This is a genomic window from Neorhizobium sp. T25_27, assembly GCF_002968565.1.
Lineage (GTDB): Bacteria > Pseudomonadota > Alphaproteobacteria > Rhizobiales > Rhizobiaceae > Neorhizobium > Neorhizobium tomejilense.
In genome coordinates, this window is sequence record NZ_PVBJ01000001.1 from 1,047,672 (window position 1) to 1,062,818 (window position 15,147).

A 15,147-nucleotide genomic window follows, 5' to 3' on the forward strand; every position below is an offset into this window, starting at 1 on the left:
TGCATGCTCTTCGAAATTGAGAGGCTTTCACAAAACAGGCCACTCGCGGAGAACGTTCGGAACTGCTGTCCACGCTTTCCGGTCGAGTGTACCTTTGGTTTTATTGGTCAGGGTGAGAACAAGATCATGGCCAGCGTAGCAGACGCCCGGGGCGATCAGAATAGCTGCAAAGGCGCAGGCCAACACAGAGAATTTTACAGCCATAATACTGTCAGTAAACCCGCATTTTTAAGCGCCATTACAATTTTCAAGCTTACATAGCGGGAAGAACTGAAGTTATTCTTTAGCTTCCATAGATTACCGATATTTAAGTTTTATCATCTCCGGTTTCATGTCATTGAGAGAGCAGAAGAATTCCCTCCGGCGACCACGCTTCCGGCGGACTTGCGCCGCAGGACGGCGCAGCGGGAGATTTAGTCCCGGTTGTATCGCTACCCAGCAAAGGACAGACCGTTGAACGTGCAGAACAGCCCCGACCCGGCAACAAAGACCAGCGGCACGCCCGATCTCGCCGCGATCCTGGCCACTTCGGGAAACCAGCGCAAGAAGCGCCGCTGGGTCTGGCCGACGGTCCTTGTCGTTGTCGTTGCCGCCGCGGTAGGCGCCTACAGCTATTTCGGCAGCAGCGGCCCGCGCTACGACTACACCACCCAGCCGTCAAAGCGCGGCGACCTCTCGGTCATCGTCACGGCGACCGGCTCGGTCCAGCCGACCGATCAGGTGGACATATCGAGCGAATTGTCCGGCACTGTCCGCAAGGTCAATGTCAGCTACAACAGCGCGGTGAAACAGGGCGACGTGCTCGCCGAACTCGACACCAACAAGCAGGAGGCGGATGTCCAGAGCGCCCGCGCCCAGTTGGCTTCAGCAAGGGCCAACGTGCTGAAGGCCGAAGCGGAAGCTGCCTCGGCCAAAAATTCGCTCGACCGCCTGACCGGCCTCGTCAGCAACCGCATTTCGACCCAGCAGGAGCTGGACGCGGCGAAATTCACGTATGATTCGGCGCTCGCCACCAAGGCCGTCAACGAGGCATCGGTTCTTTCCGCCGAAGCCAATCTGCGGCTCTCGGAGCTCAACCTTCTGAAGCTCAAGATCGTTTCGCCGATCGATGGAATCGTGCTGACCCGCGACGTGGATCCGGGCGCGACCGTCGCCTCCTCGCTGAATGCGCCAGTGCTCTTCACCATCGCCGGCGACCTGAAGCGCATGGAACTGCAGGTCGCCGTCGACGAGGCGGATGTCGGCCATGTCCAGGAAGGCCAGTCGGCGAAATTCTCGGTCGACGCCTATCCCGATCGCAACTTTCCGGCCACCATCCAGGCGGTGCGCTTTGCATCCGAAACCGTCTCCAACGTCGTCACCTACAAGGCGATCCTGACTGTCGACAACGCCGACCTGCTGCTGCGTCCCGGCATGACGGCAACTGCGGACATCACCGTGCAATCGGTGACCGATGCGCTCCTCGTGCCGAACGTGGCGCTGCGCTACTCGCCGCCGACGACGGCGCGCAGCCGCGGCAATTTCCTCACCCGGCTCTTCGCACCGCCCCGGCCGCGCGGCAATCGCGGTGGCGACAATGCCTCGAGTGCAGGCCGTGCCGTCTGGGTCCTGCGCGCTGGCGTGCCGACACGGGTTCAGGTCGAGACCGGCCCGACCGACGGGCAGTTCACGGTGCTGAAATCCGGCGAGGTCAAGCAAGGCGATCTGCTGATCACGGACGCCGTCGCCCGCGCGAGCTGAGGAGGGTTTTGATGACGCTCCCTCCCATCATCACCTTCAGGCAGGTCTCGAAGTTCTACGGGCACGGCGAAGCGACGATCCGTGCGCTCGATCATATCGACCTGTCGATCACGGCGGGCGAGTTCGTATCGATCATGGGTCCGTCCGGTTCCGGCAAATCCACAGCGATGAACATCATCGGCGGGCTCGACGTGCCCACCTCCGGTGAATATCTGTTCCAGGGCATTCCGACGAGCGGCTTCGACCGCGCCCAGCTGACACTGCTGCGGCGTCACATGCTGGGCTTCGTGTTCCAGGGGTTCAACCTGCTCGCCCGCACATCCGCCGTCGAAAATGTCGAACTGCCTCTCGTCTATCGGGGCATGGATCACCGCGAGCGGCGCAAACGTGCGCTCGTCGCGCTGGAACAGGTGGGCCTCAAGGGGCGCGAGGGCCATACGACGCAGGAACTGTCGGGCGGCCAGCAGCAGCGCGTGGCGATCGCTCGCGCCATCGTCACCGATCCCGCAGTGCTGCTCGCCGACGAGCCGACCGGCAATCTCGACACCAGGACCAGCGCAGAGATCATGGAGCTGATCACCCGGCTCAACCGCGACAACGGCATTACCGTGATCATGGTCACCCACGAGGAGGACATCGCCGCCTATGGCAAGCGGCTGCTGCGCTTCATCGACGGTCATCTCGCTTCGGATCAGGCGCAGGTGAAGGAGCACGACCATGTTCTTTGAGACGGCGAAATTGGCCTGGCGTGCGATCAGCCGTAACATGCTGCGTTCCTTCCTCACCGTGCTCGGCGTGGTCATCGGCGTTGCGGCGGTCATCGCCATGGTGACGGTCGGCAACGGCACGACGGCGAAGGTGCAGGCCGAACTTTCCCGCCTCGGCACGAACACGCTGTTCGTCCGCCCGGGTCAATGGGGACCTGGACGTGCCAGCAGCGAGGCCAAGCGCTTCAACGACAAGGATGTCCTGGCGATCCAGGAACAGGTGGCCGGGCTTCGCGCCGTGGCGCCCGTCAACCGCGGCACGGCGACCGTGATTGCCGGCGGCGCCAACCATTCATCCAGCGTGATCGGCACCAACAACGATTATCTGATCGCCCAGGACTGGGATCTGTCGCTCGGCCGGTCATTCCTCGCCAACGAGGACCGCGGCAGCCAGGCTGCCTGCATCATCGGCGAGACGGTGCGCAAGGAACTCTTTGGCGCGGCCAATCCGGTGGGGCAGAACATCCGCGTCAGCAATGTCGCCTGCCCGGTGGTCGGCGTGCTCGCCGTCAAGGGCCAGTCCGGCATGGGCGACGACCAGGACGACACGGTCATCATGCCGTTGAAACTGCACCAGCGGCGGATCGGCGGCACGACGACGATCAGCAGCATCATCCTGTCGGCACAGGACGGCGTGGCGACCACAAAGGTCCAGTCGGACGTCGAAAGCCTGCTGCGCGAGCGGCGCAGGATCGCGATCGGCCGCGAGGACGATTTCTCTGTCAACGACATGTCGCAGATCGCCGCCGCAATGACCGGCACGACGGTGCTGCTGACCGGCCTGCTCGGCGCTGTCGCGGCCGTGAGCCTGCTGGTCGGCGGCATCGGCATCATGAACATCATGCTGGTTTCGGTCACCGAACGCACCCGCGAGATCGGCATTCGCCTCGCGATCGGTGCGCTTGAGCGGCAGGTGCTGACCCAGTTCCTCGTCGAGGCGGTGATGCTGTCGATCTTCGGCGGCGTCAGCGGCATCGTTGCCGGCCTTGCACTTGCGTATGGCGTCGTGAGCTTCCTCGGCGTGCCCTTCGTCGCCAGCCCGACGATCATCCTGCTTGCCTTTGCCTTCTCGGCGGCGATCGGCATGGTGTTCGGCTATTTCCCCGCCCGGCGTGCGGCGCAGCTCAATCCGATCGAAGCGCTCCGCCACGAATGAGCAAAGCGGCCTCTGGCCGCCAGGGGCGCCGACGAACGACCGTATACCGCAGACTGATATATCAACTCGGCTTGCCATTCCAAATGCGACATGTCACCTTCTGATATATCAGAGAGGATCACCATGGCAGCCGAAGCAGAACCGCTCAGCAGACAGGCCTATCGCCGGCTTGAAACTCTGATCGTCACCATGAAGCTGCCGCCCGGTGCGCTGGTTACGGAAAAGCAGCTCATCGGCCTTGCTGGACAAGGTCGCACGCCGGTGCGCGAAGCGATCCAGAAACTCGAATGGCAGGGATTGATGCGGGTGCGCCCGCGCGTCGGGCTGCAGGTCACCGAGATCATCGAGAGCGACCATGACAGCATCATGCAGGTGCGGCGCCAGCTTGAACCGGTTGCAGCAGCCTTGGTGGCGGAACATGCCAGCGACGGGCAACGCAGCGCCCTGCTCGACTGCGCCAAGGCAATGGGTGCCGCTGCGGCGACCGGTGACATTCACGGCTTCCTGGATGCCGACAAGCGTTTCGACGAGGCCCTTGAGGAGGCCTGCCCCAACCGGTTCCTGACCTCGGCGCTGGCGCCGCTCCAGACCCATTCCAGGCGGCGGTGGTTTTCGACGGCCTCTATCGAACGGCTGGATCAGGCCGTGACCCAGCATGTCGCAGTCATCCGCGCCATCCGGGCGGGCGACGTCGAAGCGGCACGAAGAGCGATGGATACGCTCCTCGGCTATCTGACGAATTCATGAGGTAATCAGGCGTGGACTTCGGCTTCGCGCTGCTTTGCGAGCGCAGCGAGATCCGCAGGCTTCAGCTCGACCGATTCGCCGCAACCGCAGGCGGACGTCTGGTTCGGATTGACGAAGGTGAAGCCTGAGCGCATCTGCGTCACTTCGAAATCCATCTGGGTGCCGAGGAGAAAAAGCACGGCGGAAGGTTCGATCCAGACGCTCGCGCCGTCGTATTCGATCATATCGTCCTTGGCATTGGGCTCGGTGACGAGATCGACCGTGTATTCCATGCCGGCGCAGCCGCCCTTCTTGATCCCGACACGCAAGCCCTTGGCCTCCGGTTCGGAACTGGCGACGAGCTGCTTGACGCGGGTCGCGGCGGCATCGGTCATGGTCATAATGGCGAAGCCCATGGGCTCATTCTCCTTCCGCACACGGATTCAAGGTCCGGTGTTTCACGATTCAAATGTAGTACCGACCGATTAATCGATCAATACCAGCCGACAGCCACCTGGGCTTCTTCGGACATGCGCTCCGGCGTCCACGGCGGATCGAAGGTCATCTCGACTTCGACACCGGACACGCCTTCGACGGCGCCGACGGCGTTTTCCACCCAGCCCGGCATTTCGCCAGCGACCGGGCAGCCTGGCGCAGTCAGCGTCATCATGATCTTCACCATGCGGTCGTCCTCGATGTCGATCTTGTAGATCAGACCAAGTTCGAAGATGTCGGCGGGGATTTCCGGATCATAAACCGTTTTCAGCGCTCCGATCACGTCGTCGCTCAGTCGCGCCAACTCATCGGCCGGAATAGCGGATTGGATCAGTCCTTCGCGGGCGTCCCACTTCAATTCCGTTTCATCGGCGGCCATGGCAATAGTCCTCAAGCAAAGAAATTTCGCGCGTAGTCGAGCGCATCGGCCAGCGCATCCACTTCGGCACGGGTATTATACATGCCGAACGATGCCCTGCATGTGGAGGTGACGCCGAAGCGCTTCAAGAGCGGCATGGCGCAATGGGTGCCGGCACGGACCGCCACACCCTTACGGTCGATCACCATCGAGACGTCATGGGCATGGATGCCCGCGAGCTCGAAGGAGAAGATGCCGCCCTTGCCCGGCGCATTGCCGATGATCCGCAGCGAGTTGATGGCGCGCAGGCGTTCCGCCGCGTAAGCGGCAAGATCCGCTTCATGACGGGCGATCGCGGCGCGGCCGATCTTGTCCATGTAGTCGAGCGCGTAACCGAGCCCGATCGCCTGGACGATCGGTGGCGTACCCGCCTCGAAACGATGCGGCGGATCGTTATACGTGACGATATCCTCGGTGACGTCGACGATCATCTCGCCGCCACCCTGGAACGGCCGCATCTCCCTCAGCCGGTCCGATTTGCCGTAAAGCACGCCGATGCCGGACGGACCGTAAAGCTTGTGCCCGGTCATCACGTACCAGTCGCAATCGATGTCGCGGACATCGACCGGCATGTGCACGGCGCCCTGGCTGCCGTCGATCAGAACCGGAATGCCACGCTCATGGGCGATGCGGCAGACTTCCTTGACCGGAACCACGGTGCCGAGCGCGTTCGACATATGGGTGATGGCGACCAGCTTGGTCTTTTCGGTGAGAGACTTTTCGAAATCCTCGATATGGAAGGCACCCTCGTCGTCGACCGGCACCCAGACGAGCTTGGCGCCCTGCCGCTCGCGGATGAAATGCCAGGGCACGATATTGGAATGGTGCTCCATGATCGTCACGACGATCTCGTCGTCGGCACCGATATTCGGCATGCCCCAGCCGTAGGCGACCGTGTTGATCGCCTCGGTCGAATTCTTGGTGAAGACGATCTCGTCGATCGAACCGGCATTCAGGAACCGGCGCACCTTTTCGCGCGACGCCTCATAGGCTTCCGTCGCCGCATTCGAGAGAAAATGCAGGCCGCGATGGACGTTCGCATATTCGCTGGAATAGGCGTGGCTGATCGCGTCGATCACCACCTGCGGCTTCTGGGCCGAGGCGCCGTTGTCGAGATAGACCAGCGGCTTGCCGTGCACCATCGTCGACAGGATTGGAAAGTCCCGGCGGATCGCTTCCACATCGTAGGTCGTCGAGGGTGCACTCTGGTCCATATCGGGCCCCTTCTCAGGCGTGTTTTTCAAGCCAGGCCGAGATGACGCCTTCCAGCGCCTCGACCAGCTTTTCTTCCTCGAGTTCTTCGACGATCTCGGCAACGAAGGCGTTGACCAGCATGGCCCGCGCCTTGTTCTCCGGAACGCCGCGCGCCATCAGGTAGAAGAGATGGCTGCTCTCGATATCGGCGACCGTCGCGCCATGGCCGCAGACGACGTCGTCGGCGAAGATTTCGAGCTCGGGCTTGGCCGAGAACCCGCCATCATCGGTCAACAGAAGCGTGTTGCAGGACATCTTGGCATCGGTTTTCTGGGCATCCGGAGCAACCCGGATCATGCCCTGGAAAACGCCGTTGGCGCGGTCGAACACCACATTGCGGATGATTTCCGTCGAGTTGGTGTTCGGCACGTTGTGGCCGAGAACCAGCGTGACGTCGGTGTGGCTTTCGCCGCCGAGCAGGTTGACGCCGCGCAGCGTCAGTTCGGCACCCTCGCCGGCCACGTCGATGCGCAGTTCCTGGCGCACCAGCTTTCCGCCGGCATTGATGACGAAAAGGCGCAGCTTGGCATCGGTGCCGAGCTTTACGCGGATCTGGCCGAGATGGGTGTCCTCTGCGGCCTGTTGCTGCAGGATGATCCAGGTGATGTCAGCGCCGTCCTCCAGTGCGATGTCACTGATCGAGGACACAAGCGCTGAACCTTCCGCCACCGACCGGTGACGCTCGATGATCGTCGCCTTCGAAGCAGCGCCGAACGAGACCGGGAAGCGCGTATGGACCTGGCCCGCGCCGTGCAGGGCCTGCAGTTCGATCGGCGCATCCAATTCAGTATTGGCCGGAACGGCAATCGCATAACCATCGCGCACGAAGCTGCCGTTGATGCGGCCGATCGCGTCGTCCTTGTCGAGCGCCGTCAGGCCGGCCGCGGCTGAGCCGTCGGCGAGCCTGTCCCTGAAGAGCGCGATCTCGACACCGTCAACGGCGGCCTTCGCATCGGCAGTGCCCTGCAGGATCGAAAGGACCTTCGAGCCCTCGACCAGAGGCGCGGCCGGATCGATTGCCGAAACGGTAGCGGCGTCCGGGAGGACGCGCAGCAGGTTCTTGAGGTCGGTATAATGCCAGGCCTCGATGCGGCGGGTCGGCAGGCCGGCCTTCTTGAGATCGTCCAGAAGCCGGTCCCGCGTGCCGATCACGGCGCCATTGCCCGGCAGGTCGCCGATCTGCGCGCCGAAGGCTTCGACCAGCGCGGTTTCCGCAGCCGTGAGGCGGCTTGTCGTCTGCATGTTCATGACAACATCCTTCCCTTCGGGCCGCTTAAGCCGCTTCTCCGATGATATCGGCATAGCCGTTCTCTTCCAGCTCAAGCGCAAGCGCCTTGTCGCCGGAGCGGATGATCTGGCCCTTGTAGAGCACATGAACCGTGTCCGGCACGATGTAGTCGAGCAGGCGCTGGTAATGGGTGATGACGATGGTGGCGCGGTCCGGCGACTTGAGCGCGTTGACGCCGTCTGCGACGATCTTCAGCGCGTCGATATCGAGACCGCTGTCGGTCTCGTCGAGGATGCAGAGCTTCGGCTCGAGCAGCGCCATCTGCAGAATTTCGGCGCGCTTCTTTTCGCCGCCGGAGAAACCGACGTTCAGCGGTCGGCGCAGCATGGCCTGGTCGATCTTCAGCTTGTCGGCGGCTTCCTTGACGCGGCGGATGAAGTCCGGCGTCGTCAGTTCGGATTCGCCGCGCGCCTTACGCTGCTCGTTCATCGCAACCTTCAGGAACTGCATGGTGGCGACGCCCGGAATTTCGAGCGGGTACTGGAAGGCGAGGAAGATGCCCTTGGAGGCCCGTTCGGCCGGGTCGAGTTCCAGAATGCTCTCGCCGTTATAGAGGATATCGCCCTCGGTGACTTCGTAATCCTGGCGACCCGACAGGATGTAGGAGAGCGTCGACTTGCCGGAGCCGTTCGGGCCCATGATGGCCGCGATTTCGCCGGCCTTCACGGTGAGGTTCAGGCCGCGGATGATCTCGGTGCCGTCTTCGGCGATGCGGGCGTGCAGGTTCTTGATCTCAAGCATGTTTCTTATCCTTCCGGATTTATTCGGTGACGCGTCAATGCGCGATATTCGGACAGCGGGCCATCAGCCCACGGAGCCTTCGAGCGAAATGCCGATCAGCTTCTGGGCCTCGACGGCGAATTCCATCGGCAACTGCTGGATGACGTCCTTGACGAAGCCGTTGACGATCAGGGCGATGGCTTCCTCTTCGGGAATGCCGCGCTGCATGACGTAGAACTTCTGGTCCTCGGAAATCTTCGAGGTCGTCGCTTCGTGCTCGATCTGTGCCGATGCGTTCTTCACGTCGATATAGGGCACGGTATGAGCACCGCACTGGTCACCGATCAGGAGCGAATCGCAATTGGTGAAGTTGCGGGCATTGGAAGCCCGGCGGTTGATCGACACCTGGCCACGATAGGTATTGTTCGAATTGCCGGCGGAAATGCCCTTGGAGATGATGCGGCTCGACGTGTTCTTGCCGAGATGGATCATCTTGGTGCCGCTGTCGATCTGCTGATAACCGTTGGAAACGGCGATCGAATAGAACTCGCCGCGGCTATCGTCGCCGCGAAGAATGCAGCTCGGATATTTCCAGGTGATCGCCGAACCGGTCTCCACCTGCGTCCACGAAATCTTCGACCGGGCGCCGCGGCAATCGCCACGCTTGGTGACGAAGTTGTAGATGCCGCCCTTGCCCTGGGCATCGCCCGGATACCAGTTCTGCACCGTCGAATACTTGATCTCTGCGTCGTCGAGGGCGATCAGTTCGACCACGGCGGCGTGGAGCTGGTTCTCGTCACGCTGGGGAGCCGTGCAGCCTTCGAGGTAGGAAACGTAAGCGCCTTCCTCGGCGATGATCAGCGTGCGCTCGAACTGGCCGGTGTTCTTTTCGTTGATGCGGAAATAGGTGGACAGCTCCATCGGGCACCGCACGCCCTTCGGCACGAACACGAAGGAACCGTCGGTGAACACGGCAGCGTTCAGCGTCGCATAGAAATTGTCCGAAGTCGGAACGACCGAACCCAGGTATTTCTTGATCAGCTCAGGATGTTCGCGGATTGCCTCGGAGATCGACATGAAGATCACGCCGGCCTTCTGCAGTTCCTTCTTGAAGGTGGTCACGACCGAGACGGAGTCGAAGACGGCATCGACGGCGACCCGGGGCGTCTCGACGCCAGCCAGAATCTCCTGTTCGCGCAGCGGAATCCCGAGCTTCTCGTAGACCCTCAACAGTTCCGGATCGACTTCTTCGAGCGACTTCGGGCCGGCGCTGCTTTTCGGCGCGGCGTAATAGTAAAGGTCGTTGAAGTCGATCTTCGGATATTCGACGCGTGCCCAGGTGGGCTCTTCCATGGTCAGCCAGCGACGATAGGCGTCGAGACGCCATTCCAGCATCCATTCCGGCTCCTGCTTCTTGGCCGAGATGAAACGGATGATATCTTCCGAAAGACCCTTTGGCGCCTTGTCCACTTCGATGACGGTTTCGAAACCGTATTTGTACTGGTCCACATCGATTAGGCGAACCTGATCGATTGTTTCCTGCACGGCAGCCATGTTCATACTCCAATTCTTGCCGGTTCAAATTCCGGCAATTCTTGTCATCAATCCGGGGGGACAATTGCCTCCCTTATGTAGGCGCCAGAAGGCGGTTTTCACACCTTTTGGCAAGCGGAAATTTGCGCATGCGCAATTTTGGAAGCGGTCACGCCGCCTCGCCCGCCGGTTTTCGCCGGCCGGCAATCTTTGCGAAGGCGGCCAGCGCCCGCGCGATATCATCTTCCGTCGTGTCGGCGCCGAGCGAAATCCGCAGAGCACCGAGCTTCGGATCATGCCCCATCGCCGTCAAAACATGGCTTTCGCCAACCTTTCCGGCCGAGCAGGCGGAGCCGGCGGACAGAGCTATGCCTTCGAGATCGAAAGCGATCTGGCCGGTCTCCGACTTCAGCCCCGGCAAAGTGAAAAAGCAGGTATTCGCTACGCGCAGAACTCCCTCGCCATGGATGATCGCATCGGGCGCCGCCTGGCGCATTCCCGCTTCCAGCCGGTTGCGCAACTCTTCGATCGCGCCATTGCGGTCATGAAGGTTTTCGCGCATTGCCTGGGCAGCCGCGCCGAACCCGACGATGGCATGGAAATTCTCGGTGCCGGAGCGATGGCCCTTTTCCTGGCCGCCGCCGCGGATCAGCGGTTTCGGCATCAGCACTTCGCCGCGCGAGACGAGCGCGCCGACGCCCTTCGGACCGCCGATCTTGTGCGACGACAGGATCAGGAAATCCGCATCCAGCGCATTGATGTCCACCGGAATGCGGCCGACCGCCTGCACGGCGTCCACCACCATCAGGCCGCCATGGGCATGGGCGATCGCGGCCGCTTCCCGCACGGGCTGGATGATGCCGGTCTCGTTGTTGACCAGCATCACGGCGACCATCGGCATGCCGGTGCTGCCGTCGTGTTCGGCCAGCAGCGCCTCAAGTGCGGAAAGATCGACGATACCCGCCGGCGTCACCGGCACTTCGGTCACCTGGGCCGGATCAAAGCGACCGCCTTCGCGGATCGCCGGATGCTCGATCGCAGAGACATAGACGCGGCCCATCGCCAAAGGCGCCCGGCCCATGCGGAAATCCGGGGTCAGGACGTGATTGGCCGCTTCCGTCGCGCCGCTGTCGAACGTCACATGCGCAGGCTCTGCACCGACCAGCGCCGCCACCTGCCGGCGCGCCTTGTCAATTGCGGCGCGTGCCGCCCTGCCCTCGCCGTGAACCGACGAGGCATTTCCCGGCAACTGCAGCGCATCCAGCATGGCGGCGCGAGCCGGCGCGCTCAAGGGCGCCGTCGCATTCCAGTCCAGATATGTGCGGTTCAGCGCCATTGCCTGATCGGCTTCCGTTTCTAGATAGATGTTGAATTACAGATGGGGCGGACGGGGACCCGCATTTTCCTTGAAATTTCCGTCGGCCTTGCCGTAAGAGACATCGCATCGGGCGCGCATCCAGCATGCAGCCCAAAGTTTCGAATGGTTCTAAACTGAGTTTTAGAAAAGCTGAGCGGCTTCGTCAAGTCCAACTCGACGTGATACTCGTCTAGAACCTGAACATATTGACCGGAGTACCGATGCCCGAAGTCATTTTCAACGGCCCAGCCGGCCGCCTTGAAGGTCGTTACCAGCCATCCAGGGAAAAGAGCGCCCCGATCGCCATCATCCTGCACCCGCATCCGCAGTTTGGCGGCACGATGAACAACCAGATCGTCTACCAGCTCTTTTACATGTTCCAGAAGCGCGGTTTTACGACGCTGCGGTTCAATTTCCGCGGTATCGGGCGCAGTCAGGGCGAATTCGACCATGGCGCCGGCGAACTTTCGGATGCGGCCTCCGCGCTCGACTGGGTGCAGAGCCTGCATCCCGATTCGAAGAGCTGTTGGGTCGCCGGTTATTCCTTCGGCGCCTGGATTGGCATGCAGCTCCTGATGCGCCGGCCGGAGATCGAGGGCTTCATGTCGATCGCGCCGCAGCCGAACATCTACGACTTCTCGTTCCTCGCCCCCTGCCCGTCGTCCGGCCTGATCATCAACGGCGACAGCGACAAGGTGGCGCCCGAGAAGGATGTCAACGGGCTCGTGGAAAAGCTGAAGACGCAGAAGGGCATTCTGATCACGCACCGGATGGTCGAGGGCGCCAATCACTTCTTCAACGCTCAGGTAGACACGCTGATGGCCGAATGCGAGGATTATCTCGACCGCCGCCTCAACGGCGAACTGGTGCCGGAACCGGCGGCCAAGCGCATTCGGTGATCGCTTTCCAGAACTGTTGGGAAAACCTATCGGAATGGCCGCCTCGGCGGCCATTTTCATTTGACGGCTTTGATCGATTTCGGCTGCGGAGAGCCGATATGCGGCGCCTGCCTGACGCGGTTGCGGCCGGAGCGCTTGGCTTCGTAGAGAGCGGCATCGGCGTCCCGCATCGCCCCTGCAAGATCGCCGCCCGGCGCAAGCTCCGCCACGCCGAAACTCGCGGTTACCGCGAAAGAAGGCGGAAGCCCGCTTACAGCCATCTCCATCGTCCCGCCCCTGAGCGCCTGCGCAGACAGTGTCGCCATGTCGAGCGTCGTGCTCGGCAGGAAGATCGCGAATTCTTCGCCCCCGATACGGCCGACCACCGCATTCTTGGCAGCACTTGTCTGCAACAGATCGCCGAAGGCCTGGATCACCAGGTCGCCGACGTGGTGGCCATAGGTGTCGTTGATGCGCTTGAAATGATCGAGATCGCAGATAATGACCGCGTGCGCGGCCTTCGGCGCCAGCGCCATCGCGGCCTTGACGCCATTCTCGAAGCCGCGGCGATTGGCGAGACCTGAAAGCGCATCCTTTTCCGAATTGCTGCGCTCGTCCGCCATGATCTCCAGGACCAGAACCGACAGCAGCGTCAATCCGACCGCGACCATCAGCACCGCCGTCGAGCTTTGCGAGATCAGCGCGTAGTTGGTGCCGATATAATCCTTGGCGGTCGTGCCCGCCCCCGCAATCACCGCAAGGCTCGCCTTGGCGAAGAAATGCAGGCCGGTCGCCAGCAGCAGATAACCAAGCGCCCGATCGATTGCCAGCCGGCGGGTCGATGAAAAAATGGCCGCCGCACTCGAAAGGAGCGCCAATGCAAACGGTGTCTGGTAGGAAAAGGCATGTGCGGCCGTTCCGCGCGGCAGGTCGTAGATCAGCAGGTCGAGGCAGATACCCGCCGCCAGGAAACAGCCCGCCCAGACGGGCGCGATCTTCCCGCCGTAGAGAGTGCCGATACCGATCCTGAGCAAGGTCATGCCGGCGAGCACCGATGCGAAGGCGCAGATTGCCCAGAATTTCGTGAGATACGCATAGGCGACCAGTAATTCGCAGACGGACGAGAGCGAGGCGACGGTAAAAGCGGCGGCAAACCAGAGCGCGGCCGTCCGCGAGCGGCTGCGCGTGGAAACCACAACGAAAACCGCGCCGAAGCATATGGCGATGATAAAATTCACCGCGAGGAAAAAGGCAGCCCCGTTCATCAGCCCATCAGTGCAGGAGACCTGCACACCACCCGGTTACCGTGTCCGGGCCAGATGTTAAAAGCCTATGAAACAAGAAACCGTTAATGCATAACCTGTCCTTCTTGCACTCACTATTGCGTCTCGGGAACTGCATGGTCCCTTGCTGGCCGCCGCCCATTCGTCGCGCTGATCACACCTAACATCACTTTTGAAGTGATTACCGGCAAAAACAGTGCTAGAGGCGCGGCCACATATCCCAAAACCCCACCCTGCCAGAGTTAGATCATGTCCAGGTTCAAGTCCGATTTCCTCCGCACGCTCGACGAGCGCGGTTTCATCCACCAGGTCTCCGACGAGACCGGGCTCGACGAACTGTTTTCCAAGGAAATCGTCACCGGCTATATCGGCTTCGACCCCACGGCGCCGAGCCTGCACGCCGGCAGCCTGATCCAGATCATGATGCTGCACTGGATGCAGAAGACCGGCCACCGGCCGATCTCGCTGATGGGAGGCGGCACCGGCATGGTCGGCGACCCCTCGTTCAAGGACGAAGCCCGCCAGCTGATGACCATCGACACGATCGAAGGCAATATCGCTTCGATCAAGCGCGTCTTCTCGAACTATCTCGCCTATGGCGGAGGTCCGAAGGACGGGCTGATGATCAACAATGCCGACTGGCTGCGCAGCCTCAACTACCTCGAGTTCCTGCGCGACGTCGGCCGGCACTTCTCCGTCAACCGGATGCTGTCTTTCGAGAGCGTCAAGACGCGCCTCGATCGCGAACAGTCGCTGTCCTTCCTGGAATTCAACTACATGATCCTCCAAGCCTATGACTTCGTGGAACTGGCCAAGCGGACCGGCTGCCGGCTGCAGATGGGCGGCTCGGACCAGTGGGGCAATATCGTCAACGGTATCGACCTCGGTCACCGCATGGGGACGCAGCAGCTTTTCGCGCTGACTTCGCCGCTCCTGACCACGTCTTCCGGCGCCAAGATGGGCAAGTCGGCGACTGGCGCCATCTGGCTCAACCCGGACATGCTGTCGGCCTATGATTTCTGGCAGTACTGGCGCAACACCGAGGATGCCGACGTCCCGCGCTTCCTGAAGCTTTACACGACGCTGCCGATGGACGAGATCGCGCGGCTTTCAGCGCTCGGCGGCTCGGAGATCAACGAGGTCAAGAAGATCCTCGCAACTGAGATCACGGCCATCCTGCACGGTCGCCCGGCGGCGGAAGAAGCAGCGGAGACCGCCCGCAAGACGTTCGAGGAAGGCGGGCTTTCCGAAAATCTGCCGTCGGTCGAGGTTCCCACTGCCGATCTCGAAGCCGGGATCGGCCTCCTGTCGCTGATCGTGCGCGCCGGTCTTGCCGGTTCGAACGGTGAAGCACGCCGTCACGTCCAGGGCGGCGCGGTGCGCATCAACGACCAGGCCGTCAGCGACGAACGCATGACCATCGGCACCGGCGAAATCACCGGCGACGGCGTCATCAAGCTCTCGCTCGGCAAGAAGAAGCACATCCTGGTGCGCCCAGCCTGAACCGCTCTCCTCGGCAATGAATTGAAACG

General features: G+C 61.9%; 14 protein-coding genes. 6 read left to right on the forward strand and 8 right to left on the reverse strand.

Annotated features, from left to right (window positions below):
• The first annotated feature begins 453 nt into the window (after positions 1–453).
• From C5J24_RS05255 to C5J24_RS05270, 4 genes are all read left to right on the forward strand, one after another.
• Positions 454–1,740, forward strand: coding sequence for an efflux RND transporter periplasmic adaptor subunit (locus C5J24_RS05255; RefSeq protein ID WP_371673736.1), 1,287 nt, complete (start codon positions 454–456; stop codon positions 1,738–1,740).
• Between the two features lie 11 nt (positions 1,741–1,751).
• Entirely contained in the window at positions 1,752–2,468 is a 717-nt protein-coding gene (locus C5J24_RS05260) for an ABC transporter ATP-binding protein (RefSeq protein ID WP_105416086.1), read from the forward strand.
• Entirely contained in the window at positions 2,458–3,663 is a 1,206-nt protein-coding gene (locus C5J24_RS05265) for an ABC transporter permease (RefSeq protein WP_105416088.1), read from the forward strand. The genes C5J24_RS05260 and C5J24_RS05265 overlap by 11 nt, the downstream gene beginning before the upstream one ends.
• Positions 3,664–3,786: 123 nt before the next feature.
• A complete protein-coding gene (locus C5J24_RS05270) occupies positions 3,787–4,410 on the forward strand; it encodes a GntR family transcriptional regulator (protein ID WP_105416090.1) in 624 nt (207 codons plus the stop codon).
• 5 nt (positions 4,411–4,415) lie between these two features.
• Here the strand turns inward: C5J24_RS05270 and sufA are convergent, their stop codons facing one another.
• From sufA to C5J24_RS05305, 7 genes are all read right to left on the reverse strand, one after another.
• The gene (gene sufA, locus C5J24_RS05275; RefSeq protein ID WP_105416092.1) at positions 4,416–4,805 is read right to left on the reverse strand and encodes a Fe-S cluster assembly scaffold SufA; all 390 of its coding nucleotides are present in this window, start codon (positions 4,803–4,805) and stop codon (positions 4,416–4,418) included.
• Positions 4,806–4,882: 77 nt separating this feature from the next.
• Entirely contained in the window at positions 4,883–5,263 is a 381-nt protein-coding gene (locus C5J24_RS05280; RefSeq protein WP_038586774.1) for an SUF system Fe-S cluster assembly protein, read from the reverse strand.
• An 11-nt stretch (positions 5,264–5,274) separates the two neighbouring features.
• On the reverse strand, positions 5,275–6,516 hold the full coding sequence (locus C5J24_RS05285) for a cysteine desulfurase (RefSeq protein WP_105416094.1): 1,242 nt from the start codon (positions 6,514–6,516) through the stop codon (positions 5,275–5,277).
• A gap of 13 nt (positions 6,517–6,529) precedes the next feature.
• The gene (sufD, locus tag C5J24_RS05290) at positions 6,530–7,804 is read right to left on the reverse strand and encodes a Fe-S cluster assembly protein SufD (protein ID WP_105416096.1); all 1,275 of its coding nucleotides are present in this window, start codon (positions 7,802–7,804) and stop codon (positions 6,530–6,532) included.
• Positions 7,805–7,829: 25 nt separating this feature from the next.
• Complete coding sequence (sufC, locus tag C5J24_RS05295; RefSeq protein WP_105416098.1) at positions 7,830–8,585, reverse strand: Fe-S cluster assembly ATPase SufC; 756 nt, start codon at positions 8,583–8,585, stop codon at positions 7,830–7,832.
• A 63-nt stretch (positions 8,586–8,648) separates the two neighbouring features.
• Complete coding sequence (gene sufB / locus C5J24_RS05300) at positions 8,649–10,118, reverse strand: Fe-S cluster assembly protein SufB (protein WP_105401464.1); 1,470 nt, start codon at positions 10,116–10,118, stop codon at positions 8,649–8,651.
• A gap of 148 nt (positions 10,119–10,266) precedes the next feature.
• Complete coding sequence (locus C5J24_RS05305; protein ID WP_105416101.1) at positions 10,267–11,433, reverse strand: cysteine desulfurase family protein; 1,167 nt, start codon at positions 11,431–11,433, stop codon at positions 10,267–10,269.
• Positions 11,434–11,675: 242 nt separating this feature from the next.
• Between C5J24_RS05305 and C5J24_RS05310 the strand changes: the two genes are divergently transcribed.
• The gene (locus C5J24_RS05310; RefSeq protein ID WP_105401381.1) at positions 11,676–12,353 is read left to right on the forward strand and encodes an alpha/beta hydrolase; all 678 of its coding nucleotides are present in this window, start codon (positions 11,676–11,678) and stop codon (positions 12,351–12,353) included.
• Between the two features lie 56 nt (positions 12,354–12,409).
• Here the strand turns inward: C5J24_RS05310 and C5J24_RS05315 are convergent, their stop codons facing one another.
• Positions 12,410–13,597 (reverse strand): diguanylate cyclase, encoded by a 1,188-nt coding sequence (locus tag C5J24_RS05315; protein WP_105416103.1) that lies wholly within the window; start codon positions 13,595–13,597, stop codon positions 12,410–12,412.
• A 267-nt stretch (positions 13,598–13,864) separates the two neighbouring features.
• Here C5J24_RS05315 and tyrS point away from each other — a divergent pair, with 267 nt between their 5' ends.
• Positions 13,865–15,118, forward strand: coding sequence for a tyrosine--tRNA ligase (gene tyrS, locus C5J24_RS05320; protein ID WP_105416105.1), 1,254 nt, complete (start codon positions 13,865–13,867; stop codon positions 15,116–15,118).
• Positions 15,119–15,147: the final 29 nt, after the last annotated feature.